A 25,705-nucleotide genomic window follows, 5' to 3' on the forward strand; every position below is an offset into this window, starting at 1 on the left:
ACAGCCCCCGCTATGCTTAACTAGCTATGATGTTCAAAAAAACCAACTTAATATGCACTTAGCTCATTTTGCGGCGAAGTCATCTAACTAAAAGGTTAAACAATTCATAAGCCACTTAAATAGGTCCGCCCTTGCTCAGAAAGTACATACCCATAACCCGGACGTTCGATTCCATACCCTAAAGCTCCAAAATTAGGAACAAACAACTTGATCGGGACTCTGTTTAAAAAATTGTATTCTGTAAGCTTCATCAACTTCCTACTGACCGTAGAATGACTTGGATAGTAGGCTCCTTTTTCTTTTCGATACGTCTCATAAACATCTGTCGCACAAATTTCACGGTGTTTACTGACAATTTCAAGGATGTTTATCTCCACACTTCCTATGTTGACCATTTTCAAATCCCCATTAAACATTTAAGGACTGTCAAGAAATGGGTTAGTCACCGGCGATTTCCGATAGCCAAGATTAATTGGCTTCTCATTTCTTATGTTGCCTTAAGAAAGCACATTTAACACCTAGATAGGCATCCATGTCGCATGTTCGTTCAATCGGGAAAAGCCATAAAACCTTCTGTTAGTACCTCACTTTACCATGAAATGTAATCCATTTTATGACAGCGAATCCGCTCTAGCAGCCTCTTACTCGCAGACTTTGCTAACGTGCACGAACAGTTTTTTTCATCCATTCCAAATTGTTTTCTGAAAGGCTTTTAAAAATAACTTGCTCCATCTATTGCATCAACATATGTACTATCCTTAGCATCTGGTCTAAATGATAAGACTATAGCAGCTGGTAACTTCTTTGCTGTAAATCCTTGAAGAGCGTCTGCTTTGGTCAATGCCCTCATTTGTCAAACTCCAAAGGGAGCATAACCTAATTAAATTAAGTCGCTATGCAATGAAAGTTGCGAGTTATCGATTGTTAAGGTCCCGTATATATGCAGAATGGGAAAAGGCAAGTTATATAGAAAATTTGATATAGTGATGAATAAACTAGCTTTTGCTGTTTAAATACGATCGGTTGACTGTAACGACAAAGGTAAAGGATAAGACCATTAATTTATAGGTCTTAATGTACATCATTGGATTACACTGATTATTGAGATGGTACCCGAGGACGGACTTGAACCGTCACGCTGTTACCAGCGAGGGATTTTAAATCCCTTGTGTCTACCGATTCCACCACTCGGGCCTAGTGTGTTTTATCGTGATTTACGTTAAAACGGAAAGTGGAGGCGCGACCCGGAGTCGAACCGAGATCGACGGATTTGCAATCCGCAGCATAGCCATTCTGCCATCGCGCCTTTATCTGAAGCGGTTTACGGCTTGACCGTAAATTTGGAGCGACATATCGGGTTCGAACCGATGACCTATACCTTGGCAAGGTATCGCTCTACCAACTGAGCTAATGTCGCATCTGAAACGCTTGCCAGCCAAGTGCCCTATCGAGCTTTCCCCTGACTGCGGAAAGGAATTCTACCGATTTACCTAAAAGTGTCAACGTCTATTTATGGCTTAAACAAGGTTTGTTGCATCAACTGCTGCATTAATCACCTTTGTGACTCTTTGTTAAGCATATTCAACTTCTTATGGATAAAAAAACGCCCCGGTACTTACCGAGGCGTTTAGATTTATCTAGCGGTTAAGGTTAAGCAGCAGGCAGAGATTGGTAGTTTAGACCAAGCATCTTCTGCATTACGCCAACAACCTGGCAGCTATAACCGAACTCGTTATCGTACCAAACATAAAGAATGGCGCGGTTACCCTCGGCAATGGTCGCCTGTGAGTCGACAACACCCGCGTAGCGAGAACCAACCAGATCAGAAGAGACGATCTCTGTTGACTCGGTGAAGTCAACTTGGTTTTGCAGCTCAGAACAAAGCGCAACATTACGTAGATACTCGTTCATGTCTTCTTTGCTGGTTTCGCCATTCAGGTTCAGGCTGATGATAGCCATAGAAACGTTTGGCGTAGGCACGCGAATCGCATTACCGGTTAGCTTGCCGGCCAGCACTGGAAGCGCCTTGGCAACAGCCTTAGCCGCACCCGTCTCGGTGATAACCATGTTTAGCGGTGCACTACGACCACGACGATCGGCCTTGTGGTAGTTATCGATCAGGTTTTGATCGTTAGTGTATGAGTGAATCGTTTCAACGTGACCGTTTACGATGCCATACTTGTCATTGACCGCCTTAAGTACTGGGGTAATGGCATTAGTGGTACAGCTTGCCGCCGAGACGATAGTGTCTTCGTCCAGGATGTCATTTTCGTTTACGCCGTAAACGATGTTCTTGATCGCACCCTTAGCCGGTGCAGTCAATAGCACCTTAGAAGCGCCGTTACATCTTAGGTGCAGTCCCAGGCCATCTTCGTCTTTCCAGATACCTGTGTTATCAACTACCAGCGCATTGTTGATGCCATAACGAGTGTAATCCACTTCGTCTGGAGAGTTAGCGTAGATCACCTGAATATAGGTGCCGTTGGCGATGATTGCGTTGTTCTCTTCGTCTACCTCAACAGAGCCGTTGAATGGACCGTGTACCGAGTCACGACGTAGCAGGCTAGCGCGCTTCTCTAGGTCACCCTTACGACCACCACGTAGAACGATAGCGCGAAGACGCAGCTTGTTGCTCACGCCGGTTCTTTCAATCAGTAGACGCGCCAATAGACGTCCGATACGACCGAAACCATAGAGCACTACGTCGCGTGCTTCTTGGTTGTCTTCATGATCGATTGCCGAGGCCAGCTCTTGGGCCATGTAAGCTTCGATCTGGCTCGCATCGTCATGCTCGCGCCAGTAGTTAACCGCTAACTTACCGATATCGACTTTACATTGCTTCACCGCTAATCTGCTAAGTGCCTCAACAAAAGGAAAACTTTCGCGTAATCTGAGTTTGTCACCCACATGACGACGCACTAAACGGTGTGACTTAATGATCTCGATAGTGGAAGCATTAAGAAGTGGCTTACCGTATAGAACGACTTCTACACCTTGGTTACGATACAACTTACCAAGTAGAGGCTGCATCGCCTCCGCCATTTCGAAACGTTCTTGCCAGCTTTGTAGGTGTTTATCAGCGGTCATTTACAGATCCTTTATCTCACTTTTACTACATTTATTGTAGAAATGATTGAGTAACAAAAAGAAAAGACCAATACTCTATTATTATCGGACGTCAATCCTGTTATTGGTCGGCGCCATTGTAATGAAAAGTGGGCTTTCGATCTAGTAAGATATTTTCTCTAACCATGTAATATTATTAGATAAAATCTAAAGGGGACGCACTTTTGAGATTAAATTTTGTAATCATTACACCATTATTGTCTCTTTTGGCGATTTTCGGCCTGTTTGGCTGCGATAATGCTGCTAATACCGCCACGATTTGTAAAAATAATCCTGAGCTTTGTGACGATTTACATCGCGATAGCTGGTGCAGATATGAGCGAGCAGACCTGATCCGCAAGCGTTTTGCCCTCAAAAACACCCCCTCACCCACCGGCAAGCAGATTTATCAGCATCTGATCAATCTGGAAAACTACAGTAAATGCATCGAACTGGCCGCTGGCGTGCAGCACATCATGCACCCAGAGCGCACCAACGATAGGGTGCGAGCCTTCGGCATCAGCGCACAAAACCTGGCACAACTGAGAGAGACGACCAAAGACAACCCGGATCTCTATCTCTCCTACTATCACTGGATCCGCCTCAATGACCAGGCGGCCCTGTCTCGCGTAATAAAGGGACAACAGGCAGGCAGCATAAAAGATCTCGAGATCCTGGCCAGTCTCGCCTCTTATTACCAGAAGTCGGATCTCGACAAGGCCAAGGCGCTCTATCTACAGCTGTTAGACAGTGCCGATCCAGACAGCTTTAATCCCGACTGGCTATTAGGCCTTGCCAGCATCTACCACCAGCAAAACGATCTGGAAAAAACCTATCTCTTCTCAAAAGCCAACGTATTGATGACGCGCAACACGGCATCCGATGCCAAAATGAACGCCTTAATCAATGGCAACCAGCAACTGGCGCAATTTTTAGATGAACAAGCCGATACCTTAGTGGAACATCTGAAAAACGGTGACTACGCTTCTAGTGAGATCCGCGCTCAGTTAAATACCTCGTCTTAATTGAGCCATTCTCCTTGCTGGCAAAATGTTTGCCACTAGTATTTTTTTTACAGAAATCGAGCCGGTTTTTGTAAAAAATCTGATCTTTGTAAAGAAAACAGCAAATTTGTTAAGCTAACTAGCCAATAAAACCCGATATTGCTTGACGATAGCTGTCAATTTGGTAATTTTACTACCAGATATTTTTATACATTTACCTGAGGGATATGAGATGACTATCCGCGTAGCAATTAACGGCTATGGCCGTATCGGTAGAAACGTACTTCGCGCACTTTATGAAAGCGAAAAGCAGTACCCCATCCAAATCGTTGCCATCAACGACCTGGGTGATGCTTCAATCAACGCTCACCTGACTAAGTACGACTCTGTACATGGTCGCTTCAACGCCAAAGTTGAGCACGACGACGAAGCTATCTACGTCAACGAAGACAAGATCCAAACTTTCTCTGAGCGTGACCCAGCTAAACTCCCTTGGGCCGAGCTTGAAGTCGATGTTGTGTTCGAATGTACCGGTATCTTCACTTCTAAAGAAGCGGTTCAGCCACACCTAAACGCTGGCGCAAAGAAAGTGATCATCTCTGCACCGGGTAAGAACGTTGACGCGACTGTTGTTTACGGCGTAAACAACGATGTGATCACCTCTGACATGACAGTGATCTCTAACGCTTCTTGTACCACTAACTGTCTGGCGCCTTTCGCTAAGCCGCTGAACGACGAGATTGGTATCGAATCGGGTCTAATGACCACTATCCACGCTTACACTAACGATCAGCGTCTGTCAGACGTTTACCACACTGACCTACGCCGCGCTCGTGCCGCAGCCATGTCTATGATCCCAACTAAGACAGGCGCTGCTGCAGCCGTTGGTCTAGTGGTACCTGAGCTGGCTGGTAAGTTCGACGGTATGGCAGTACGTGTACCTACAGTAAACGTATCTCTGGTGGATCTCTCTTTCGTTGCCGCGCGCGACACCACTGTTGAAGAGATCAACGCCATCATCGAGAAGGCGGCAAGCGTTGCACCAATGAGCGAAGTGCTTTCGGTCAACAAAGAGCCATTGGTTTCTATCGATTTCAACCACAACCCATACTCTTCTAACTTCGACGCTACACAAACCCGTGTAAACGGCCGTCTGGTTAAGGTTATGGCTTGGTACGACAACGAATGGGGCTTCAGTAACCGTATGCTAGACAACGCGGTTGCCCTGATGACGACTAAGTAAGCCAAGTTATCTAAGTAGTGTCACATTCATAAAAAAGGAGCCATTAGGCTCCTTTTTTGTATCTGGCAATCTTTCAAGGTCAAGCCATCTAAACATCACTGTGTTGAGCTAACCTCTCGATGCGCACTAAAAACGTTTGATGCGCACCACTTTCATCACCTCAAAATCGAAACCTGCTACGGTTTCCGTTTCTGGGTAATAGGTCATATTCACCTTGTGCCCCTGCAAGCTGCGGTATTTCTTGGTGCGGCGAAACTTAAAGGGGGCGTCACAGCCTTCTATGGTTACCGTATGTTGTACCCATTCATCAATCTCTCTCTGGGTATGGGATAAAATTTTCACGCCCTCTGAATGCACCAGTTTGTGATGTTTATCGAGCATCTTATCTACAACATGTTTCATAGCGGGTAACCTTTATCGATGAGTCTTTGCCTGATTGAAAAAACGACAGTAGCAAATTATAGAACATCTCATCGGCTTTGCGTGTGATTAGGCTATGGTAACAAAAATTGGCCGCTAACTGTACCTATCCCTTAGCCAAGCATATTGATAATAAGCACTTTGTCCCAATCGTCTTAGGCGCGCGAAGGGAAACTTAGGCAGAGGTGTTCGATAGAGCGGTAGCTCAGGCAGGCGTTCTCCGGCAATATGCTGTGCCAAACGATAGGCCGCCTGCGCCGAGAAGGCGACTCCGGCTCCGCAGTACCCCAGACTGTAGCCCATATCGCCCTTACTATAGACATGAGGCATATCATCCAAGGCGGCGGCAATCCATCCCGTCCAGTTATGGTCGATAGCGATATCGGTCAATGCCGGGAAGCAATCTGCCATCGCGCTTTTTAAACGTTCGCCATAGCGAGGATCTCTGGCATCCTTACCGCTTATCGCGCCGCGGCCACCAAACAGTAATCTATTGTCACCCAGCAAGCGGTAATAATACTTAAGGCGGCGGGTATCCATCACCACCTGATGTGTCTTAAGACCCGTTGCCTCAAGCTGCGCCTCACTCAAGGGCGCCGTCACTATGATGTTACTCAGTATGGGCAGATATCGACTATCGACCGCCGGATTAAAATGCTTAGGCGTATAAGCATTACCGGCGCTGACGACCTGCTTGGCGATAAGCTCGCCCTTGTCGGTGACCAACCTATGATGCGCGCCCTCTTTCAGCCAGGCTCTCACGCAGCTCTCTTCATGTAAGGGCACACCGAGAGACTGCACCGCACGTTTGTAGCCTAAACAAAGTTTTAAGGGATTCACGCCAAAACCATCATTGAGACGCAGGGCACCATAGGCTTGATGATTGTCCATATAGACCGCTTTTAGCTCGGATGGTGTGAGAAACTCGGCATCATCCCCCAGGTGCTCGGCGATGAAATTGGCCGCCGCTTTTAGCGTGCCATATGCCTTGGCATTATGCGCAATCTTAAGATAACCCTTGGGTCGGGGATCACAGGCGATATCATGCTGTTTTATCAACTGCTCGACACGGCGCACCGCCTGTGAAAATTCATCATAGATCCCTCTGGTGGTTTCCATGCCCCACTTCTTGGCCATCTGGCTATAGCCCATGCGCCCTGAACCTTTGAGCACGAAACCCGCGTTGCGTCCACTGGCGCCGAAGCCTATCTGGTTTGCCTCAAGTACTCTGGCCTCGATATTAAACTCGCTGGCAAGATAATAGGCCGTCAGCAAGCCGGTAAAGCCTCCCCCCACAATGGCCACATCGGTCTGCACCCGGCCGTTAAGCGCAGGCAAGGGCTCGGGCCGCGTAACTGTTGTGGCCCAGTAGGAGTCTGGCCAGGGTTGGTGGTCTGGAAAGTCGTTGCGTAAGGGATCGTAAGACATAGGGGTTCTCGACTAATGTTTTTCGCTTAAAGTTTGTCGCCGATAGTTTCTGGCAGATATAAAGTGATGACGCTCTAGTTAACACCTCAACCTAGAAAATGAGGATCATCTCGCAGGCAACGCAGTGACATTCGCTGCCACACAAGACGCAAACATAGTCGGGATGATCAGGATTATTGTTCCAGCGCTCAGGATGTTCCTTGATAAGCTTGCCGCCCGCATTGGTAAAGTAGCCCACGGCGGAATTATCCGGACTCTGTTTCCACAGGTGACTGACTCCGGCCAATGCCCCCTGAGCCTTGCAGGCCTCTATTGAATTTTGCAATAGGGCTTTACCTATGCCGAGTCCTCTCGCCTCCTCGGAAACGGTATTGCACTTGAAATAACAGCAATCTTCGGCAGCAACTGGCCAGAGCGTGGGCGAACACCAGCGATCCAGTGACCAATTTCCCGGTGCATAGGTGAGCCTAAACCCCACTAACTCTCCCCCTCGATAGGCGACAAAGTTAGCATTGATCCCCGATTTATAGGCCTTATCCTGCATCTCACTCAGCATCTGCCCATCGAGATAGCCATCACCGTGTACCAGATTGCCTAGCGCGATAACCGTCTCAAAATCGTCCTGCTTTAGGGGTCTAATTTCTACCTGGTTTTTCATCGCCTTACTCGCCTGTTTACCTTAAATTAACCTCAAGGTAACATAAAAAACCTTGGATAGAGTATGGATGCGACTAAGCGCATATTTCTTGAACAACCCCAAATAATAATGGAGTCATTGGGTGAATATAGATTTCTCACAACCTGCGCTGGAAAACAAATTAAAACAGGCCTCTTCAGTCCCGCAAAGATTCATGCAAGGCCTTAGAAATAAGTGGCAACGGCTAACATTGCCTCAAAGGCTCTATCTATTGGCAGCGCTTTTGCTAATGAGCGAACATTTAGGCTTAGTGGCCATCATCACCACCATCGCCCTCACCCTGGAATTTTGGCCCGTGTTCGAGCGTGTCTGGCACTCTCTCGCGGGTAAGGCTGTGTTGTTACTCTTTTACGCCATAGTGGCCAACTACGCGCTGGCGATGGCCAGCGCTATTGTCAACGAGGTGGTGGGTGTGCCGGCGACCCACTTTAACTACACCCATAACTTTGCCATCTTGCTGCTTCTGCCAGCCTGGATATTGGGTATTAGCGCGGTGGGACTCTTGTTTGCACAGATCTTGATGCCTTTCTACCTGCTGATCGCCCTAGTATTGAAGCCCATTGGGATCAAACTCTTTTCCCTTACGGGTAACAGCCACTATCGATTTACGACGTTGATGGTCAGGTTCATCCTCTCTTTCGTCCTACTCTACCATTTGCTCTTACTCATCGGAGACGTCGAGGAGAGAGTGGAATCGGCGCTGAGTGACATAAAAGCCATAGAGCAGACGGTAAAGGGAGATCTAAACCATGATCAGGACCAGTTAGCGACGATAGGCCTTGATGACGCTGCCGACAAGGAGATTAACCCGCAATTCGCCGCAGTTGAGCCAGAAGTGGAAGGCGGGCTCGCAAACGCCGAATCAGACGTTGAATTAGACAAGGAAGCGAATAAAGAAGCTAATACAGAACTGACTAAAGAGCCGAATAAAGCATCAATCACTGAGACAGCAGGTCTTCAGAACGGTAGTGAAGAAGAGAATACAACTGATACTCAAGCAGACCAGCAGCAAAACAGCACCACATCCCTTGCAAGAGAATACGCCTCAATACGTCACGCCTATCAGGGAGAGATACGCGAATTAATCGCCCAGTTTGCCTATCATTTTGAGGCAGACAGCCGATCGCGCTGTGAAAAGCAAGAAGATTCCAACGTCGTCGAACTCAATGACTATGAAATTCTCGAGGTGGTACCTGACGACACGGCAAAATACCATTATCGCTTTACCGTAAGAAAGTGTATTTCACCCGCCTTTCCTGCCACCTAGTGTCAACATTAGTGTCGATATTAATTTCAACATTAGTGCGAACATTCGAGGAGCTGGTTTACTGCTAGGGCGCTAACAGGCGCCCAGGACTTTTTACGCCTAGCATGTCGATACGTGTCGGTGTGAATAACAGCCCCCGAGATGAAACCTGGCTTAGCCAGCTACCAGGGGATCACCTTGCCATCAAAGTTTAAAAATTGCCCGGACTGGCTCGCATCTAATCTATCGATACAGGTAACCATCTGTTCTACCGCCTCTGTAACGGTGATCAAGGCATTGGGCCCGCCCATGTCCGTCTGTACCCAACCTGGATGAAACGCTACGCAAAAGATCGCTTCGCAACGCAAATCGATAGCCAGACTCTTAAGCGCGGCGTTGAGGCCCGCCTTTGATGAGCGATAGAGATAGCTGCCACCACTCTGATTATCGGCTATGCTCCCCATCTTAGAGGAGATACAGATCACCTTAGCGTTATTCGCCTTGCGCAACATGGGGTAACAGGTTTGAGTGATCATAATGGGCGCTATCGTATTGACTGCCAATACCTTTTGCCATTCTTCAGCCCTTAACTTACCGAAGCCAATCCCCTTAGGTCCATAATAGCCGGCGTTGTTGATCAAGATGTCGATAGCAGTATCGTTGAGATGTTGCGGCAAGGCGCGCAGCGACGCCTCATCTGTCACGTCCAGCTGAATAATATTGAGGTTGCCGTGGATTTCTGCCAGCTGAATTAACGCGCTTGCCTCGCCGGGCCGTCGGCAACAGGCGGTGACGCGATCACCTTTAGCCAGATAATACCTGACAAAGCCTAAGCCTATCCCACGATTTGCTCCGGTGATCACCACATGCTTAGTCATAACAACTCCTTACGCCATCATTAGATATCATCAGTTAACACCCAGAATCATAACCTAAGGCGTAAACTTTTGCCTGCATCCTAGCGTATCGGGGCCAATGCTAAGGCCTTAGGCTAAAAATTGGCATAAGCAAAGGCCTACTATATTTATCCCAGTCATTATTTTCATTCTCAATAGCAGCAAGACTATTGCAGCCTTTCCTCGGTTTTTATTGTCTGCGACAATGAGGCAAAATTGGATGATCCCAATAGTGCTTTCATAACCCACTCACACCCAAGGAACCACCTATCTTGAATATTGAGCAAATGCTTTGCCAAACACTCTCCTGCCAAAAGGCCACAAAGCTAGGCAAGTTGCAGACGCTCTGGAGTGGCTATGGCGAGATAGCCCGTTATCAGCTAGATGGGAAAGGAAGTTCTCAAACCGTCATTGTCAAGCATATCGCGCCGCCAAGGCAAAGCGCCCATCCCCATCAATGGGATTCTAAGCTCTCTCATCGGCGTAAGATGCGCTCTTATCAGGTCGAGCTAAATTGGTATCGGCACTACGCCAACCGTTGCCAAGACCTACTGAACCTCCCCACTCTTTTAGCGGCTCATCAAGACAGTGAGACCCAGGAGATGCTGCTGGTAATGAGCGATCTCGACGGGCTGGGATTCAACATGCGTCATTTGACGCTTACCGAGTCTCAGCTCTATGCCGCCATCGATTGGCTGGCAAGATTTCATGCCCTGTTTGTCTATAAAAATTCACCGGGAGAAACTCTATTTGCGGGCCTCTGGCCAATCGGCACCTACTGGCACCTTGAGACTCGGCCCGAAGAGCTTGCGGTAATGGCAGCATCTTCACTAAAGCAAGCTGCAGCAGCTATCGATGCCAGACTCAAACAGGCCAGGTTTCAGACCTTAGTACATGGCGATGCCAAGGTGGCTAACTTCTGTTTTCACAGTGATAGCGACACTATGGGAGTCGATGGTGTGGCGGCGTTAGATTTTCAATATGTCGGTAGCGGCGTAGGCGTTAAAGATTTCATCTATCTATTGGGCAGTTGCCTCGACGAGGAGCAGCTTTCAGCCCATTATGACACCGCTTGTAACCGCTATTTTCACACGCTTAGCAGGCAGCTATCCGCTAATTGGGCGGCCAATGAAATTGACGAACTGGTAGAGGAATGGCAAGCCCTGCTCCCTTTTGCCTGGGCCGACTTTGAACGTTTTCTTGCCGGCTGGCAGCCACAGCATCACAAACGAACTGGCTTTAGTCACAGGATGACGGAGCAGGCGCTTGCCGCGCTTATTTAAAGACTTTCTAGGGAACTCTTTAAGCACATTTTTAGAAAGATTTCTCTATACTTGAAAGGCAATATATCGTCATTAAAAAGGTTCAGCTGAGGCCCTAAAACACGGGGCAAATCGCCTCAAATAGCGCTACAATCATACTAAGAGAGTGCTCGATATACGCAAACGGGTGAGTACCCAAATGTGCTATCTAAGTTAGCCAATAACGCGGCATCACACTCTCTTTCTAATGCCTGATTTTTTAATATCGGTTTTCATTACCGGTTTCTATCGGTTCTTTAATTGCCTCTTTTGTGCCTCTTTTTTTGCCTATAAGTATCTGGCGTTAGCATTGGGTATTTGCACCGGCTTCCTTCATTGAGCTCAGGGGTGCTCGAAACCAAGCTATACGCCATCAGCCCCTAGTGCTTTACAACGCAAAGCCTAACAAGGCAAATTACATACCTGTTTACATTTAACCGCTTTAACAAATCCCCCATTTCGATAACATTTACCCTGCAAGAAGTCTTTCGCCAAAGTAAGATATTGTTTTTATCAATAGAATTAATACCATAGCTCCGACAAGAGGAAGTGTTTGTGGCTACAGCAAAACAGATCGTATTACCTATCGTCGTGCTGGCCGCCGGTATCGGCACCTTTGCCGTGCTAGCATCGATGAAAAAACCACCACAAGAGAAACCCGTCGTTGACAATACTCCCGTCGTGGCAGTCGACATAATCGACAAGGACCCCATGACCTTTACCGTTAACTCATACGGTATCGTCAACGCCAAGTATGAGACCGAGCTTGTCTCACAGGTCTCAGGTGAAATCGTCTACCTGAGCGATGCCTTCGTTCGCGGTGGCTTAGTCAAGAAAGGCCAGATCCTGGCAAAGATAGATCCCAGTGATTACGAGGCGGCTCTCATCGACGCCAAGGCTACAGTGGCCAGTGCCAAGGCGACTCTGGTGCAAGAGAAGGCCTATGGCAAGGTAGCCGCCGAAGAATGGAAACGGATCGAAAACGGCACGCCAACCGAACTAAGCCTGCGTAAACCTCAGTTGGCACAAGAAGTTGCCCGTCTTAACTCATCCGAGGCCGGCCTCAAGCGAGCCACCCGTAATTTAGAGCGCACTGTGATCAAGGCGCCTTACGACGCCTTAATAGAAAGCCGTCATATCGGCCTTGGCTCTTACGTCTCTACCGGTACCCAACTGGGTAAGCTGCTTAGCACAGAAAAGGCCGAGATCCGCCTGCCCCTACCCGATAAAGAGATCAGGTACCTGGATAACAAGGGCCTGGGCGCTCAGGTCATTGTCAGCGGAAACTTTGCCGGTGAACAAAAGACCTGGCGTGGTCAGATCGTGCGCAGCGAGGGGGTGATAGACAATCGCAGCCGCATGACCTATCTGGTGGCAGAGGTTATCGACCCCTACGGTCTCAGAGACAACAAACAGCCCCTCAGATATGGCAGTTATATCACCGCGAGCATACACGGTTCTCAGGCACAGAATGTCACGACCATCGCCAGACACCTGGTGGTTAACGATAGGGTCGCCATCATGACGCCGGAAAATACCCTGGCATTCAGAACTGTCGATATTTTGCGCCAACAAGGCACTCAAGTAGTGATCGGTGAAGGCTTAGAGGATGGCATGCGCCTCATTACCTCGGCGCTGGACTATCCCATTGAAGGGATGAAACTCGCCCTTGCCTCTGACAAGCAGGAGCCTGCTGAAGATGAAGCGGTCGTCCAACAACTTGCAATGGAAGACAAGGAGTAAGGGCGAATGCCAGATCCAAATAAAGGCTTGATCGCCTGGTTTGCCCGCAACAGTGTGGCGGCAAACCTGTTGATGATCATCATCATTATCGGCGGACTGTTAACTGCCAGCACCATACGTAAACAGTTCTTCCCTCAGACCGAGACTAACTGGGTCGAGTTCAGCGCCTTCTATCCTGGCGCGGCGCCGCAAGAGGTTGAAGAAGGGATCACCATTAAGGTCGAAGAGGCGCTCGAGCGTATACAAGGCCTGAAACGGGTGATCACCTATTCAAACCGTAACTCGGCATCGGGCTACTTCCGTATCGAAGATTCCTACGACCCTCAGGTGGTGCTGGATGAAATCAAGTCGGAAATAGATTCGATCTCGAGTTTTCCCGATGGCATGGAGCGCCCTCGCGTCGAGCGCATTAAAAATAGACAAGAGGTGTTCTATATCAGCCTCTATGGCGATCTGCCTCCCAAGCAGCTTAAGGAGTTTGGCGAGAAGATCCATGATGAGCTGATGCAACTGCCGCTGGTGAATATCACCGAGTTTTATGGCGGGCTGGACTATGAGATGTCCATCGAGGTCAGCAAAGATAAGCTTCGCGAATACAACCTCTCCTTTAACGATGTGGCCAAGGCCGTGCGTGGCTATTCGCGTAACATGTCGGCCGGTCAAATCAAGGCTGAGAATGGCTACATCAGCCTGAGGGTGCAAAATCAGGCCTATGTGGGCTATGAGTTTGAAAACCTGCCGCTGATCACCTTAGAGGACGGCACTAAGCTAATGCTTGGTGATGTCGCCAATGTGATAGACGGTTTCGAAGAGGGGATCCAATACTCCAAGTTTAACGGCAAGAACTCGGTCACCTTCTTCGTGGGCGCCTCAAACGACCAGAGCATGACGGATGTGGCTAAGGTGGTGAACCAATACGTCGAAGATAAGCAGGCCACCCTGCCCCAAGGGCTCAACCTTGAGACCTGGGTCGATATGACTTATTACCTTCAGGGGCGATTGGATCTCATGCTCGACAGCATGAAGAGCGGCGCCATCCTGGTGTTTATCATGCTCGCCCTCTTCCTGCGGGTTCGCCTGGCCTTCTGGGTCATGATGGGGCTACCTGTCTGCTTCTTAGGCACACTGCTGCTGATGCCGACAGCCATGATAGATGTCACCATCAACGTGATCAGCCTGTTTGCCTTCATCCTGGTACTTGGGATAGTGGTCGACGATGCCATCGTCATGGGCGAGAGCGCCCATACCGAATGTGAAGAGAAGGGGCAAACCCTGGACAATGTGATCCGCGGCGTAAAGAAAGTGGCTATGCCCGCGACCTTCGGGGTGTTAACCACCATCGCCGCCTTCTTACCCATCACAATGGATGACGGCCCCTCATCGGCCTTCGGTCAGTCTATCGGTTATGTGGTGATTCTGTGTCTGTTGTTTTCTCTGGTAGAGTCCAAACTCATCCTGCCGGCGCACTTAGCCAAGATGAAACAGAAAACCGAGATTAAGCCTGGCTCGAAGAATCCCATCAATTTGCTGCGTATCGGTGTAAACTACCTGCAGGGCAAGGTGGACGCCGGACTCCAGTTTGTGATCTATCGTCTGTATCAACCTTCACTGACCCTATCGGTAAAATACAGATACATGATCATCACCCTGTTCGTCAGTCTCATCTTGGTATGTGCCGGCCTCTATTCGGGTGGCGTGCTTCGCTATGTGGGGCAACCTAAGATCCCCCATGACTTTCCGAGAATCAGCGTCGAGATGAACCTGGACTCATCTGAGCATTCGACCCTCTCCGCGGCATTGGCGATCGAGCAGGCACTGCACAAGGTCGACGATCAGCTCGAGCAGGAGTTTGGCCAGCGGATGATTGCCGATATGCAGGTGGATCTGCAAGGCAGAACCCGTGCCCAGGTGATGACCAAGCTGGTGGATCCCGAGCTGCGCCCTATCGATACCTTCGCCCTCGCCGAGCGTTGGCGTATGGCCATGCCGCAGATCCCTGGGGTAAAGTCGTTCAATATTCGCGACAACCTCTTCGGCGGCGGCCGCGACGATGGCGATATTAGCTTCCGCCTCGAAGGCAAGGACGAAACACAGCTGGTCGCGGCGGCCAAGGCACTCAAGGCCAAGCTCAATAGCCTACAGGGCGTAGGCGATGTTAACGACAGCCGTCAATCCAGTGCCAAAGAGGTGCAGTTCAGCCTTAAGCCGCTGGCCAACAGCATCGGACTCACCCTCGCCGATGTAGCTTCTCAGGTCAGTGCCAGCTTCTATGGCCTCGAGGCCCAGCGTATTTTGCGCAACGGAGAGGAGATCAAGGTGATGCTGCGTTATCCCGAGGAGCAGCGTAACTCCATCGCCCATGTGACAGAGGTGATGATCCTCACGCCACAGGGCTCAGAAATCCCGCTCTCAGAAGTCGCCGAGATCCAGGTAACCCAAGGGGTGAGTGGCATCAGACGTGAAAATGGCAACCGCACCATCAACGTCTGGGCCTCGGTAGATGCCTCACAGGCAGAACCCTTCAAGTTAGCCCAGGACATACGCGATAACTTTATCCCTGAACTGCTGCGTCAGTACCCAAGGGTGAAGAGTGAAGTTGCCGGCAACATTCAGGAGCAGCTCGACAGCGCCAATACTCAGATGCGTAACTTCATCATCTCGCTACTGGTGATCTACAGCCTGTTGGCCGTGCCCTTGAAGTCCTATGTGCAGCCTATGATGATCATGTCCGTCATCCCCTTCGGCATCATTGGCTCTGTGCTTGGGCACATGCTGTTAGGGATAGATCTTAGCGCCCTCTCCCTCTTTGGCATCATCGCCGCCGCAGGTGTGGTGGTTAACGATTCCCTGGTGATGGTCGATTACATCAACCGAGCCCGCCTGGCTGGAGTCAGCATGAAGGTTGCCGTGATTGAGGCGGGTTGTCGTCGTTTTAGGGCGATTCTGCTCACCTCGCTCACCACCTTTATCGGCCTGGTACCGATTATGAGTGAGACCAGCATGCAGGCGCAGATGGTGATTCCTATGGCGGTATCTCTGGCCTTCGGCGTTTTGTTTGCCACTGTGGTCACCCTGGTGCTCATCCCTTGTCTCTATGTCGTCATCGAAGACACCAAGGCATGGTTGAGTAAGATCTACAACCGCTTAGCTAGTGTTAAGGTGAATCAAGAGGTCATAGCAGAGCAATAAGCGAGCTACCTACAAGTACAAACGCAAATGGCTTCCATCTTTGGAAGCCTTTTTTCTTGATGTTTCTGAGAGGACTGATAGATAGTGGGCTTAAACGTTAGGAACCCGGCTATTACTCGAATGCTTTAAGCTAGATAGCACAAAGCCCGCTCATTAGCGGGCATCGTTGATGTAGTTTAGAGATAGCCAGATTTAACTATTAGGAAGCCTAGGTTCAATTTACCCGCGTTTACCTGATAACTAATTAGTTCCTATCGAGGCTAAAACGAAAAAAGGCTTCCATTTCTGGAAGCCTTTCTTCTTAATTTGACAGAGAGATAGTGGGCTTAAACGTTAGGAACCCGGCAATTACTCGTATGCTTTAAGCTAGATAGCACAAAGCCCGCTCATTAGCGGGCTTCGTTAATGTGGTTTAGAGATAGCCAGATTTTAATATTAGGAAGCCTGGGTTCAATTTTCCCGTGTTCACCTGATAACTAATTAGTTCCTATCGAGGCTAAAACGAAAAAAGGCTTCCATTTCTGGAAGCCTTTTTTCTTAATGTGGCGGAGAGATAGGGATTTGAACCCTAGACGGGCTATAAACCCGTGCCGGTTTTCAAGACCGGTGCATTCGACCACTCTGCCATCTCTCCGAACGCCGCGAATAATATAGCGCCCTATTTCACTTGTAAAGGGAAAATATCCCGAAAAGATCTATTTGGCGAACTTACGCTCACTTTGTCGAATCTTCCTCCTGATGTAGCGCGATTTTCGCCGGATCCGGGGTAGAGATGGCACTGAACACGGCGCGCCAGTTGTCATAACCTCTGACCTGATACCCTATCAAGACACCTATTGCACTGACTACTATGCCTACGCCTATTGCCTTCTCGCCGGCATTTGCCCATAGGGCTACCAGGGAGGATGCACCGAAGGCGATACTTATCTGCAAAAAGTTCTGTAACCCTGCCGCCTTGGCCGAAGCTTGCTTAAAGACCTGCAGCGCAGTATTGACCACTATGGGATAACAGGCGCCGTTGGCCGCCGCCATCACCGAGAAGATACTCAATAGCGGCCAGATGGTATTCGAAGGATAACATAGGGTAACCAGAGCGATCCCAGCGACACAAGCCCCAAACAGCAACAGGATCCAGGTGAGCGACACCTCGGCGCCATAGCGACGAATAAACAGCTTACTCAGGTAGCCGCCGACGATAAACATCACGGTTTGCGGAATAAAGCTCAAACCTATCGCCTTGGCCGCATAACCATGCTGCTCCATGACGATGGGCCAGAGGGTTAGATAGGAGAAGAAAGCCGCCGAACAGGCACCAAATACCAAGACATTACCTAGATATCTTGGGCTGGCCAGCATGTTCAAGTAACTCACCCGAGCGACGTCTTGGCCTTGGCCTACTTTCTCATCTTGTTCAGACATAGCCTTGTACTGGGAGGCTTCACCCATGCCCCCTGAGGCTTCAGCTCTAACTAGTTGTACTTCTCTATCGACCCAGACGAGGGTTGCTAGGATAAGCAACAGGCTTAAGCCGCCCAGAATAAAGAAGATGCTGTGCCACTGTTGCCACTCCAATAGATAGGCACCCAAGATAGGAGCCAGGGCTGGCGAGAGCGCCACGAGCGGCATGATGTTACTAAACACCTGTTGCGCCTCGTTGGCCTTGTAGCGATCGATAACAATCGCCTGCCAGATAACCGATGCGCTGCAGGCGCCCAGGGCCTGAAAGAAACGCGCCACATTAAACATGGCAATCGAGTCGCTGTTGGCGATCGCCAGGCTGGCGCCGCCGAACAAAACAAGCCCCAATATCAGGCTCAATCGTTTGCCTATCGCCTGCACTAAGGGCCCGTACAATAGCTGGCCCAACGCCAGACCGGCGAGAAAGAAAGTCAGTGAGCTGGCGACCTGGGTAGCACTTGCATCCAAACTTGTTTCAATTGCTTTGAAAGCAGGTAAATACATGTCAGTCGCAATAAAGCCCAACATGCTAAGTAGCGCTAGATAGATAAGAAAAGAAAAATTAGCGATTTTATTCATAAAATTAGAAGATTCACTTTAACTAACCAAAGAAGTCGGTGAGTCTAGTGACTTGCCAATTGCTTGTGAAACGTTTATTTTTGCTTACAGCCTTCAAATATTCTCACGGCAAATTTAGGAGCAAATTCGAGATGCTTTCAGAACAGTCGATGCAATTAATTGATATGGTGGCCCGAGTCGGCAGTTTTACCGCGGCGGCCAACAAGTTACACAAGGTGCCCTCTGCCGTGAGTTATGCCGTTAAACAGGTCGAAGAAGATTTGGGGGTCGTGTTGTTTGAGCGCCACCATAGAAGCGTGAGCCTCACCCCGGCAGGCGAACATTTCGTCAAGCAGGTGCGCTCCATGCTTACCCACTTGGCATCACTTAAGGAAGATACCAAACGAGTCGCCAACGGCTGGCAACCCACACTCTCCATCGCGCTGGATAACATAGTGCGCGCCGATAAGATAAGTAACCTGATCGCCGATTTCTATCGCCATTTCGATAATGTCGAACTCATCATACGTATCGAGGTCTTTAACGGCGTATGGGAAGCCATTGCCACCGGCCGTAGTGACATCGCCATCGGTGCAACCACAGCTATACCTGTAGGTGGCGACTATCGCTTTAAAGATATGGGGGATATCGAATGGACCTTCCTGGTGAGTAAACATCATCCCTTGGCGGCCATAGATCGCCCCTTGCTCGACGATGAGCTGCGCACCTATCCCTCAATTTGTCTGGAAGACACCTCGCGCGAGATCCCAAAACGCATGACCTGGCTGCTGGATAATCAGCGTCGTCTGGTAGTGCCTGACTGGATCCGTGCCATCAACTGTTTCCGCGAAGGACTGGGCATAGGCTACATGCCAAAGCACTTCGCCACTCCCTTCGTGCAGGCCGGTGCACTGATAGAGAAAGAGCTAGAACGCCCCAAGGCGCCTAGCCCCTGTTGCCTGGCCTGGAATGACGCCAACATGTCACCAGCCATGGCCTGGGTGCTCGATTATCTGGGTGATAGTGAAAAACTACAGCGTGACTGGTTTAACTAGTGACGTTTAAGTTAGTTATGTTTAGTTACGCGCTCTTAACTGAACACATTAAATTTACCTGGCTTAATTAACCGCTTATCAAGCAGATGGGCTTTCACCCTCCCCTTGGCTCGGTTATGATAATAAGCCTGTAAGCAAGTTAAATCCGGTTCATGAAATGGAACTCTTGCAATCGATTTGACTCAAATAAACCATCAAGTTAGTGATAGTCACTGGAGATAAAGATGACGCAAGAAACACTATATGCAAGCCATGCTTCGACACAAGAAGTGAATAAGCTGCTTAAAAATACCTATCTGCTACTCTCGATGACACTGGGCTTCTCCGCGCTGTGTGCGGGGCTGGCAATGGTGTTGCAAATCAGTCCTCTCATGTCTATCGGTCTCTCGATCGGTGGTTTCATCCTATTGTTTGTCACCCTGAGAAAGGCCGAGTCGGCCGCGGGGCTGTTTTGGGTGTTTGCCTTTACGGGTATGGAAGGTGCCTCGCTTGGCTACATGCTTAATCATTATGCCGGCATGGCCAACGGTCCTCAGCTCATCATGCAGGCCTTAGGCTTGACTGCCGTAGTGTTCGTTACCCTGAGCGGCTATGCCATCACCACCAAGAAAGACTTCTCTTTCATGCGTGGCTTCCTGCTCGCCGGTTTGGTCATTGCCATCGTTGCCGGTATCGCCAACATCTTCATCGGTAGCGGCGCGGTATTCATGGCCCTCAACGCAGGTATCGCCCTGTTGATGACAGGCTTTATCCTTTTTGATACCAGCCGCATCGTCAACGGCGGTGAAACCAACTACATACGCGCGACTGTCGCCCTGTATCTGGATTTCTTGAACCTGTTTATCTCGATTCTGCATCTGTTAGGTGCCGGAAGCGACGATTAAACTGTTTAGACATTTAAAAGGCCCGCCCTATCGGCGGGCTTTTTTATGCCCAAGTGCATGATGATATTTGCCCAAACCTCAGTCGTATTCGCTAGACGTTTGGGATCGTGACAAAAAAACGCTAGAATAGCGCCCAGAATAGGCGCCTATGCGTCAGGACAATAAGTAAAGGTTAATGAGTAAGCTCATCATTCAAGTCAATCAGGCGGGATACGGCCAGGGTAGCAGCTATCAGGCGCTACAGTTTACCCAAGCTGCCATCGACGCCGGCCATGAAGTGCTCAAGGTCTTCTTCTATCAAGACGGCGTATTGTCGACCAACCATCTTCAATCGCCGGCCTCAGATGAATTTGCCCTCTATCAAGCCTGGCGAGAGTTGGGACAGACGCACAAGGTCCCCTTGGTGAACTGCGTTTCGGCTGCGCTGCGCCGTGGCGTGTTATCTGCGGCCGAATCGGCAGAAAATCAGTTACAACACTGGAATCTCGAGCCCCCCTTTCAGATGGGGGGGCTGGGCGAACTCGTGACCGGCATTGAGCAAGCCGATCGCGTGATCTGTTTTTAAACGCCAGATGTTAAGCATTCGCTTTTTGGAAAAATGATGAAAAAGATCACCATTATCTTCAGACACGCTCCCCATGGCAGCGCCAAGGGCCGGGAAGGACTGGATTTTGCGCTGCTCAGTGCCAGTTTCGAGCAGGAGGTCAGCCTTATCTTCGCCGATGAGGGCGTGCTCAATCTGATCCCACAGCAGGCACCGGAAACCATAGGCGCCAAAGACTTCCTCGCGGCCTTTAAAGCTTTGCCGTTATATGATATTGAGTCTGTCTATGCCTGCCAGCAGAGCCTAGCAGACTTTCAACTGGATGAGTCGGCACTGGCGATTCCACTCGATGTCAAAACGCCAAAAGAGATAGGTGAGCTGTTAACCCAAGCCGATGAGGTCTTTGTCTACTGATGATACTGCATGTCGTTCAATACTCGGCGGTACAAGATAACGCCCTTGCCACCTGCCTTCGCTATATTCAGCCACAAGACACGCTCTTGTTGATTGGCGATGGCATTAACGCCCTGCTGCTGCGAAAATGGCAAGAAGCACTGCATCACACTAAGGTCTGCCTACTCGAGCAAGATGTTGAAGCCAGAGGCCTGCAGGCAAGGTTAGGTCAGCATCAGCAGCTAAGTCAGGCCGAATTTGTCCAATACTCGTTAACTCACGCTAAGGTGATCACTTGGTAAATTATATTATGTATGGGGATAGTCAGATCCCGACCGATCCCCAGGGCTACCTGAAAAACGTCGGTGACTGGAATGAAGAACTTGCCGTGATTATCGCCGCCGAAGAAGATATCACCCTCACCCCCGCCCATTGGGAAGTGGTGCTCTTCGTGCGCGAATTTTATATGGAATTTAAGACGAGCCCTGCCATTCGTGTGCTGGTCAAGGCCATCGGCCAGAAACTCGGCGCCGAAAAGGGTAACTCTAAATATCTCTACACCCTCTTCCCGCTCGGTCCGGCCAAACAGGCGACCAAGATTGCTGGCCTGCCAAAGCCTGCAAAATGCATCTAAGCGAGCAACTTAAAACCTGTCTCATAGACTAGCCTTAATGATAAAAAAACCTTCGCTACTGCGAAGGTTTTTTTATGGTTAGAGATTTTTCATCACTAACATAATCGCTTTCCCAAATGTTGCTAACATTACTGCGGCGAAGATACAGATAATGACGACATAGGTCAGCCACTGAAAATAGCGCCCACCGTTATCCATGTTTCACACTATCTCTTTATCGCGTTAGCCTATTTGAGTCAGGCCGCCCATGTATGGACGTAGCGCCTCAGGTACTGTGATTGAACCATCGGCATTCTGATAGTTCTCCAGCACGGCCACCAAGGTACGTCCAACCGCCAGGCCAGAACCATTCAGTGTGTGCAGCAGTGCCGGTTTCTTGGCAGATTTGGCCTTGTAGCGTGCTTGCATGCGACGCGCCTGGAAATCCTGCATGTTGCTGCAAGATGAGATCTCGCGGTAGGTGTTCTGCGCCGGCAGCCAGACCTCGATGTCGAAGGTCTTAGCCGCGCCAAAGCCCATGTCGCCGGTACAAAGTACCACGGTGCGATATGGCAGGCCTAGGCGTTGCAGCACAGTTTCCGCGTGTTGTGTCAGGCTCTCGAGCGCCGCCATAGAGTCTTCTGGCTTCACCAACTGCACTAACTCTACCTTGTCGAACTGGTGCTGACGGATAAGACCGCGTGTATCGCGGCCGTATGAGCCGGCTTCGCTGCGGAAACAAGCCGTATGAGCAGTCATCTTAATCGGCAGCTCATCTTCATCGATAATGGTATCGCGAGCCAGGTTAGTCAGCGGCACCTCGGCGGTCGGGATCAGGCTTAGGCCCTGACCTTCTTCGGTCGCAGGCTTGGTGTGGAACAGATCTTCACCAAACTTAGGCAGCTGACCCGTGCCCAGTAGGCTGTCTTCGTTAACCAGAAGCGGCACGTATGTTTCAGTGTAGCCGTGCTCTGTGGTGTGTAGATCCAGCATGAATTGGGTTAGCGCACGGTGCATACGGGCGATTTGGCCCTTCATCACGATGAAACGTGAGCCGGTGATCTTAACCGCACTCTTGAAATCCAGGCCGGCGTGTTGCTCGCCCAGATCCACGTGATCTTTCACTTCAAAATCAAACTGCTTAGGCTCACCCCAACGGCGGATCTCGACGTTGTCGTTTTCATCTGCGCCAATAGGTGCCGACTCGTCCGGCAAGTTAGGTACGCTCATGGCGATGGCGTTAAGCTCTTCGAGTAGCTGGCTGAGTTCGGCCTTCTTGCTGTCTAATTCTGCGCCAAGATCGCCCACTTTCGCCATGATAGGGGCAACATCTTCGCCCTTAGCCTTGGCCTGGCCGATAGACTTGGAGATCGCATTACGGGACGCTTGCAGCTCTTCTGTTGCCACCTGCAGTGACTTACGCTTTTCCTCTAACTTGCTGAGACGATCCACATCCAGGATAAAACCACGGGTGGCGAGACGCTCGGCGGTCGCTTCTAATTCAGTACGTAAAAATTTGGGATCTAACATGTTTTTAGTTTCTTAATAGTTAAATGCGAGAAAAAACCAACTGCTGTCCTAAGTAAACCATGAATAAACATAGACATAGGTTCAGAGCGATATTTGTAAATGCTTTCAACCAGGCGCCCTGCTGCATCAATAACAGGGTTTCGTTCGAAAAAGTTGAAAACGTCGTAAGTGCTCCTAATAACCCAACACCTACTAATGCTTTAATTTCAGGACTGACCTGACTCGCTTCACCTAGGGCATAGATCACGCCCATCAGGAAAGAGCCGATCACATTGACCATGAGTGTACCAAAAGGAAAAGAAGAGCCAAACACCTGAATCATGAATATTGAAATAAGATAACGAAATACGGCACCAATAGAGCCACCCAAGGCTACAAAAATGAGATTATTCATAGCGTTTCACCTCACTTGCCCTATCCATTTCCGCCAAGGTAGCGAGCTTGGTCTTGATACGCTTCTCGAAACCATGCTCACTAGGGTGGTAAAACTGTGTACCTGCCAGCGCCTCGGGGAAATAGCACTCGCCGCTGGCATAATGATTAGGCTCATCGTGGGCGTAACGATAACCCTCGCCAAGGCCGATGTCGGCCATCAACTGAGTCGGCGCATTACGCAGATGGTTCGGCACTGGCTGACTACCGGTTTCCCTTGCCAACTGGCGCGCCGCTTTGAAGGCGGTGTAAACGGCGTTACTCTTGGGCGCGCAGGCGAGATAGACCACGGCCTGTGCGATAGCTCGCTCCCCTTCGGCCGGACCTACCCGATGAAAGCACTCCCAGGCGTTGACCGCCACCGACATGGCAACAGGGTCTGCGTTACCTATGTCTTCAGAGGCGATGGCCAGCAGCCGACGAGCAACATAAAGCGGGTCACAGCCCCCTTCGAGCATACGGCAATACCAGTACAGCGCCGCATCTGGCGCCGAGCCACGAATTGACTTATGCACGGCGGAGATAAGGTCGTAATACTGATCGCCATTCTTATCGAATCCGGCCAGCTGCTGTCCCGCCACCTCGATGAGCATCTGGGCAGTAAACTCGCCGCCATCCGGCAGCATGTCGCTCATCAGTTCGATAAGGTTTAGTGCCTTGCGTGCATCGCCGTCACACAGCTTAGCCAGTTTCTCGGCGACCTCATCTGGCATACTTAGCTGTCGCTTGCCCAAGCCACGGGCGTCATCTTCTAGCGCCTGACGCACTATCTTGATGATCTCGGCGTCTTGCAACCGCTTGATCAGATAGACTCTGGCGCGAGAAAGCAGCGCGTTATTGATCTCAAACGACGGATTTTCAGTGGTGGCGCCGATGAAAATGACAGTGCCATCTTCGATAAAGGGCAAAAAGGCATCTTGCTGACTCTTGTTGAATCTATGCACCTCATCGACAAACAGCAAGGTTCGCTGGCCGCGGGACTGGGCCACGCTTTTGGCATGTTCGATGGCGGCGCGGATCTCTTTCACCCCGGAGGTGACCGCAGAGATACGCTCTACATGGGCATTGGCATAATGGGCGACCAACTCGGCTAGCGTGGTCTTGCCTGTGCCCGGCGGCCCCCAGAACATCATGGAGTGGGCTCTACCCGCCTCTAGCGCCAGGCGTAGGGGCTTGCCCTCACCCAACAGATGATCCTGACCTATATATTGTGCCAGGGTTTCCGGCCGCATTCTGGCGGCGAGCGGACGAAAATCGGGCGCGAAATCGAAACTTAAGCTAGACACAAATAGCCTTAATCCAATGACTTAAGACGTTGATCGTCAATATCTACGCCTTCGGGGACGGTAAATTGAAACAGTTTGGCATCGGCCTCAGCCAGTGGCGCCTGGGCTGACAGATTAAAGACGCTGAGATTACCCTGCTGATCGGTCAGCTTCATCACCTCGAGTTGCTTATCCTTAAAGCAGACTTCGACCCCAATCACACTGGCATCGACGGCCTTAGGCGCTATCTGGTAGCAATCGTCCTGGCGCTCTACTCGGTAGTCCTGCCAGGTCGCCTCGTCTCGATGAACCAGCAGCGCGATCGGTGAGGCATCGATGGCTTGATTAAAGTCTAAAACAGAGACCTCTTCGGCGAATGGATTATAGATCCATACGTCCCGACCATCGGCAACGATAAGCGATTCATCTGGCTGAGTCAGATGCCAGTAAAACTGATTTGGCACCGCCAAGGCAAAGGCACCAGAGCCTTGTTGAATCACCTTGTTGTTTACGTCTGTCACCTGCTGGCTAAAATTTGCCTTGAGGTTGTCAAGCTGCGCCAGCGCGTCCTTTAATGCCGCGGTATCGTCGGCATAACTGGATGCCGCCATCATCAGCGGCAAGGCACAGACTAACTGAGATAAGGGTTTTAGCATTACAAATCCTTTCATTTCAAAGCGCTCGCTATTAACTAGGGTTAT

General features: G+C 49.9%; 23 protein-coding genes and 4 tRNA genes. 12 read left to right on the forward strand and 15 right to left on the reverse strand.

Going from position 1 to position 25,705, the window contains the following annotated elements:
• Window positions 1-104: 104 nt before the first annotated feature.
• From L1D43_RS07635 to L1D43_RS07655, 5 genes are all read right to left on the reverse strand, one after another.
• The gene (locus L1D43_RS07635) at window positions 105-395 is read right to left on the reverse strand and encodes a hypothetical protein (protein WP_239850549.1); all 291 of its coding nucleotides are present in this window, start codon (window positions 393-395) and stop codon (window positions 105-107) included.
• Between the two features lie 712 nt (window positions 396-1,107).
• Window positions 1,108-1,194: transfer RNA gene (locus tag L1D43_RS07640), tRNA-Leu, on the reverse strand.
• 38 nt (window positions 1,195-1,232) lie between these two features.
• A tRNA-Cys gene (locus tag L1D43_RS07645) sits at window positions 1,233-1,306 on the reverse strand.
• Between the two features lie 35 nt (window positions 1,307-1,341).
• Window positions 1,342-1,417, reverse strand: a tRNA-Gly gene (locus tag L1D43_RS07650).
• A gap of 233 nt (window positions 1,418-1,650) precedes the next feature.
• A complete protein-coding gene (locus L1D43_RS07655; protein WP_239850550.1) occupies window positions 1,651-3,087 on the reverse strand; it encodes a glyceraldehyde-3-phosphate dehydrogenase in 1,437 nt (478 codons plus the stop codon).
• Window positions 3,088-3,290: 203 nt separating this feature from the next.
• Here L1D43_RS07655 and L1D43_RS07660 point away from each other — a divergent pair, with 203 nt between their 5' ends.
• Window positions 3,291-4,130: a DUF2989 domain-containing protein gene (locus L1D43_RS07660; protein WP_239850551.1), complete on the forward strand. Its 840-nt coding sequence runs from the start codon at window positions 3,291-3,293 to the stop codon at window positions 4,128-4,130.
• A 211-nt stretch (window positions 4,131-4,341) separates the two neighbouring features.
• Entirely contained in the window at window positions 4,342-5,352 is a 1,011-nt protein-coding gene (gene gap / locus L1D43_RS07665; RefSeq protein ID WP_239850552.1) for a type I glyceraldehyde-3-phosphate dehydrogenase, read from the forward strand.
• A gap of 126 nt (window positions 5,353-5,478) precedes the next feature.
• Here the strand turns inward: gap and L1D43_RS07670 are convergent, their stop codons facing one another.
• The 3 genes from L1D43_RS07670 to L1D43_RS07680 form a co-directional block, all read right to left on the reverse strand.
• Window positions 5,479-5,754, reverse strand: coding sequence for a hypothetical protein (locus L1D43_RS07670; protein WP_239850553.1), 276 nt, complete (start codon window positions 5,752-5,754; stop codon window positions 5,479-5,481).
• Window positions 5,755-5,868: 114 nt separating this feature from the next.
• Entirely contained in the window at window positions 5,869-7,200 is a 1,332-nt protein-coding gene (locus L1D43_RS07675; protein ID WP_239850554.1) for an FAD-binding oxidoreductase, read from the reverse strand.
• A 91-nt stretch (window positions 7,201-7,291) separates the two neighbouring features.
• Window positions 7,292-7,858: a GNAT family N-acetyltransferase gene (locus tag L1D43_RS07680; RefSeq protein WP_239850555.1), complete on the reverse strand. Its 567-nt coding sequence runs from the start codon at window positions 7,856-7,858 to the stop codon at window positions 7,292-7,294.
• 268 nt (window positions 7,859-8,126) lie between these two features.
• On the opposite strand from L1D43_RS07680, the gene L1D43_RS07685 reads away from it, so the two are divergent.
• The gene (locus tag L1D43_RS07685; protein WP_239850556.1) at window positions 8,127-9,164 is read left to right on the forward strand and encodes a hypothetical protein; all 1,038 of its coding nucleotides are present in this window, start codon (window positions 8,127-8,129) and stop codon (window positions 9,162-9,164) included.
• Window positions 9,165-9,325: 161 nt separating this feature from the next.
• Here the strand turns inward: L1D43_RS07685 and L1D43_RS07690 are convergent, their stop codons facing one another.
• On the reverse strand, window positions 9,326-10,021 hold the full coding sequence (locus L1D43_RS07690) for an SDR family oxidoreductase (protein ID WP_239850557.1): 696 nt from the start codon (window positions 10,019-10,021) through the stop codon (window positions 9,326-9,328).
• Window positions 10,022-10,374: 353 nt separating this feature from the next.
• On the opposite strand from L1D43_RS07690, the gene L1D43_RS07695 reads away from it, so the two are divergent.
• The 3 genes from L1D43_RS07695 (at window position 10,375) to L1D43_RS07705 (ending at window position 16,272) form a co-directional block, all read left to right on the forward strand.
• Window positions 10,375-11,322, forward strand: coding sequence for an ecdysteroid 22-kinase family protein (locus L1D43_RS07695; RefSeq protein WP_239850558.1), 948 nt, complete (start codon window positions 10,375-10,377; stop codon window positions 11,320-11,322).
• Window positions 11,323-11,895: 573 nt separating this feature from the next.
• Window positions 11,896-13,083 (forward strand): efflux RND transporter periplasmic adaptor subunit, encoded by a 1,188-nt coding sequence (locus L1D43_RS07700; RefSeq protein ID WP_239850559.1) that lies wholly within the window; start codon window positions 11,896-11,898, stop codon window positions 13,081-13,083.
• A gap of 6 nt (window positions 13,084-13,089) precedes the next feature.
• The gene (locus L1D43_RS07705; protein WP_239850560.1) at window positions 13,090-16,272 is read left to right on the forward strand and encodes an efflux RND transporter permease subunit; all 3,183 of its coding nucleotides are present in this window, start codon (window positions 13,090-13,092) and stop codon (window positions 16,270-16,272) included.
• A gap of 543 nt (window positions 16,273-16,815) precedes the next feature.
• Here L1D43_RS07705 and L1D43_RS07710 read toward each other — a convergent pair.
• Both L1D43_RS07710 and punC read right to left on the reverse strand, forming a co-directional pair.
• Window positions 16,816-16,906: transfer RNA gene (locus L1D43_RS07710), tRNA-Ser, on the reverse strand.
• Between the two features lie 80 nt (window positions 16,907-16,986).
• On the reverse strand, window positions 16,987-18,309 hold the full coding sequence (gene punC, locus L1D43_RS07715) for a purine nucleoside transporter PunC (RefSeq protein WP_239850561.1): 1,323 nt from the start codon (window positions 18,307-18,309) through the stop codon (window positions 16,987-16,989).
• Window positions 18,310-18,440: 131 nt separating this feature from the next.
• Between punC and punR the strand changes: the two genes are divergently transcribed.
• The 6 genes from punR (at window position 18,441) to L1D43_RS07745 (ending at window position 21,798) form a co-directional block, all read left to right on the forward strand.
• Window positions 18,441-19,343 (forward strand): DNA-binding transcriptional activator PunR, encoded by a 903-nt coding sequence (punR, locus tag L1D43_RS07720; RefSeq protein WP_239850562.1) that lies wholly within the window; start codon window positions 18,441-18,443, stop codon window positions 19,341-19,343.
• A gap of 224 nt (window positions 19,344-19,567) precedes the next feature.
• Window positions 19,568-20,227 carry a Bax inhibitor-1/YccA family protein gene (locus tag L1D43_RS07725; protein ID WP_239850563.1) on the forward strand — a complete coding sequence of 220 codons (660 nt, stop codon included), beginning with the start codon at window positions 19,568-19,570 and terminating at the stop codon, window positions 20,225-20,227.
• A gap of 175 nt (window positions 20,228-20,402) precedes the next feature.
• Window positions 20,403-20,792: a sulfurtransferase complex subunit TusD gene (tusD, locus tag L1D43_RS07730; protein ID WP_041511232.1), complete on the forward strand. Its 390-nt coding sequence runs from the start codon at window positions 20,403-20,405 to the stop codon at window positions 20,790-20,792.
• Window positions 20,793-20,828: 36 nt separating this feature from the next.
• The gene (gene tusC, locus L1D43_RS07735) at window positions 20,829-21,185 is read left to right on the forward strand and encodes a sulfurtransferase complex subunit TusC (RefSeq protein ID WP_239850564.1); all 357 of its coding nucleotides are present in this window, start codon (window positions 20,829-20,831) and stop codon (window positions 21,183-21,185) included.
• Complete coding sequence (gene tusB, locus L1D43_RS07740) at window positions 21,185-21,466, forward strand: sulfurtransferase complex subunit TusB (protein WP_239850565.1); 282 nt, start codon at window positions 21,185-21,187, stop codon at window positions 21,464-21,466. Before tusC ends, tusB begins: the two co-directional genes overlap by 1 nt.
• Entirely contained in the window at window positions 21,460-21,798 is a 339-nt protein-coding gene (locus tag L1D43_RS07745; protein ID WP_239850566.1) for a TusE/DsrC/DsvC family sulfur relay protein, read from the forward strand. Before tusB ends, L1D43_RS07745 begins: the two co-directional genes overlap by 7 nt.
• A 222-nt stretch (window positions 21,799-22,020) precedes the next feature.
• On the opposite strand, the gene serS is transcribed toward L1D43_RS07745, so the two are convergent.
• The 4 genes from serS to lolA are packed head-to-tail and all read right to left on the reverse strand — an operon-like array spanning window position 22,021 to window position 25,660.
• Window positions 22,021-23,307, reverse strand: coding sequence for a serine--tRNA ligase (gene serS / locus L1D43_RS07750; protein ID WP_239850567.1), 1,287 nt, complete (start codon window positions 23,305-23,307; stop codon window positions 22,021-22,023).
• Window positions 23,308-23,326: 19 nt separating this feature from the next.
• Window positions 23,327-23,701: a fluoride efflux transporter CrcB gene (gene crcB / locus L1D43_RS07755; RefSeq protein ID WP_011865819.1), complete on the reverse strand. Its 375-nt coding sequence runs from the start codon at window positions 23,699-23,701 to the stop codon at window positions 23,327-23,329.
• Entirely contained in the window at window positions 23,694-25,025 is a 1,332-nt protein-coding gene (locus L1D43_RS07760) for a replication-associated recombination protein A (protein WP_239850568.1), read from the reverse strand. Before L1D43_RS07760 ends, crcB begins: the two co-directional genes overlap by 8 nt.
• 8 nt (window positions 25,026-25,033) lie before the next feature.
• Complete coding sequence (gene lolA / locus L1D43_RS07765; RefSeq protein ID WP_239850569.1) at window positions 25,034-25,660, reverse strand: outer membrane lipoprotein chaperone LolA; 627 nt, start codon at window positions 25,658-25,660, stop codon at window positions 25,034-25,036.
• Window positions 25,661-25,705 lie beyond the last annotated feature (45 nt).

Source organism: Shewanella sp. Isolate8, from assembly GCF_022398495.1.
Taxonomy (GTDB): domain Bacteria; phylum Pseudomonadota; class Gammaproteobacteria; order Enterobacterales; family Shewanellaceae; genus Shewanella; species Shewanella aquimarina.

Coding starts and splice junctions, on each gene's coding strand:
- L1D43_RS07635 (WP_239850549.1), bottom strand. CDS start 395: ATGGTCAACATAGGAAGTGTGGAGATAAACATCCTTGAAATTGTCAGT.
- L1D43_RS07655 (WP_239850550.1), bottom strand. CDS start 3,087: ATGACCGCTGATAAACACCTACAAAGCTGGCAAGAACGTTTCGAAATG.
- gap (WP_239850552.1), top strand. CDS start 4,342: ATGACTATCCGCGTAGCAATTAACGGCTATGGCCGTATCGGTAGAAAC.
- L1D43_RS07670 (WP_239850553.1), bottom strand. CDS start 5,754: ATGAAACATGTTGTAGATAAGATGCTCGATAAACATCACAAACTGGTG.
- L1D43_RS07675 (WP_239850554.1), bottom strand. CDS start 7,200: ATGTCTTACGATCCCTTACGCAACGACTTTCCAGACCACCAACCCTGG.
- L1D43_RS07680 (WP_239850555.1), bottom strand. CDS start 7,858: ATGAAAAACCAGGTAGAAATTAGACCCCTAAAGCAGGACGATTTTGAG.
- L1D43_RS07685 (WP_239850556.1), top strand. CDS start 8,127: ATGAGCGAACATTTAGGCTTAGTGGCCATCATCACCACCATCGCCCTC.
- L1D43_RS07690 (WP_239850557.1), bottom strand. CDS start 10,021: ATGACTAAGCATGTGGTGATCACCGGAGCAAATCGTGGGATAGGCTTA.
- L1D43_RS07705 (WP_239850560.1), top strand. CDS start 13,090: ATGCCAGATCCAAATAAAGGCTTGATCGCCTGGTTTGCCCGCAACAGT.
- punC (WP_239850561.1), bottom strand. CDS start 18,309: ATGAATAAAATCGCTAATTTTTCTTTTCTTATCTATCTAGCGCTACTT.
- punR (WP_239850562.1), top strand. CDS start 18,441: ATGCTTTCAGAACAGTCGATGCAATTAATTGATATGGTGGCCCGAGTC.
- L1D43_RS07725 (WP_239850563.1), top strand. CDS start 19,568: ATGACGCAAGAAACACTATATGCAAGCCATGCTTCGACACAAGAAGTG.
- tusD (WP_041511232.1), top strand. CDS start 20,403: ATGAGTAAGCTCATCATTCAAGTCAATCAGGCGGGATACGGCCAGGGT.
- tusC (WP_239850564.1), top strand. CDS start 20,829: ATGAAAAAGATCACCATTATCTTCAGACACGCTCCCCATGGCAGCGCC.
- tusB (WP_239850565.1), top strand. CDS start 21,185: ATGATACTGCATGTCGTTCAATACTCGGCGGTACAAGATAACGCCCTT.
- serS (WP_239850567.1), bottom strand. CDS start 23,307: ATGTTAGATCCCAAATTTTTACGTACTGAATTAGAAGCGACCGCCGAG.
- crcB (WP_011865819.1), bottom strand. CDS start 23,701: ATGAATAATCTCATTTTTGTAGCCTTGGGTGGCTCTATTGGTGCCGTA.
- lolA (WP_239850569.1), bottom strand. CDS start 25,660: ATGCTAAAACCCTTATCTCAGTTAGTCTGTGCCTTGCCGCTGATGATG.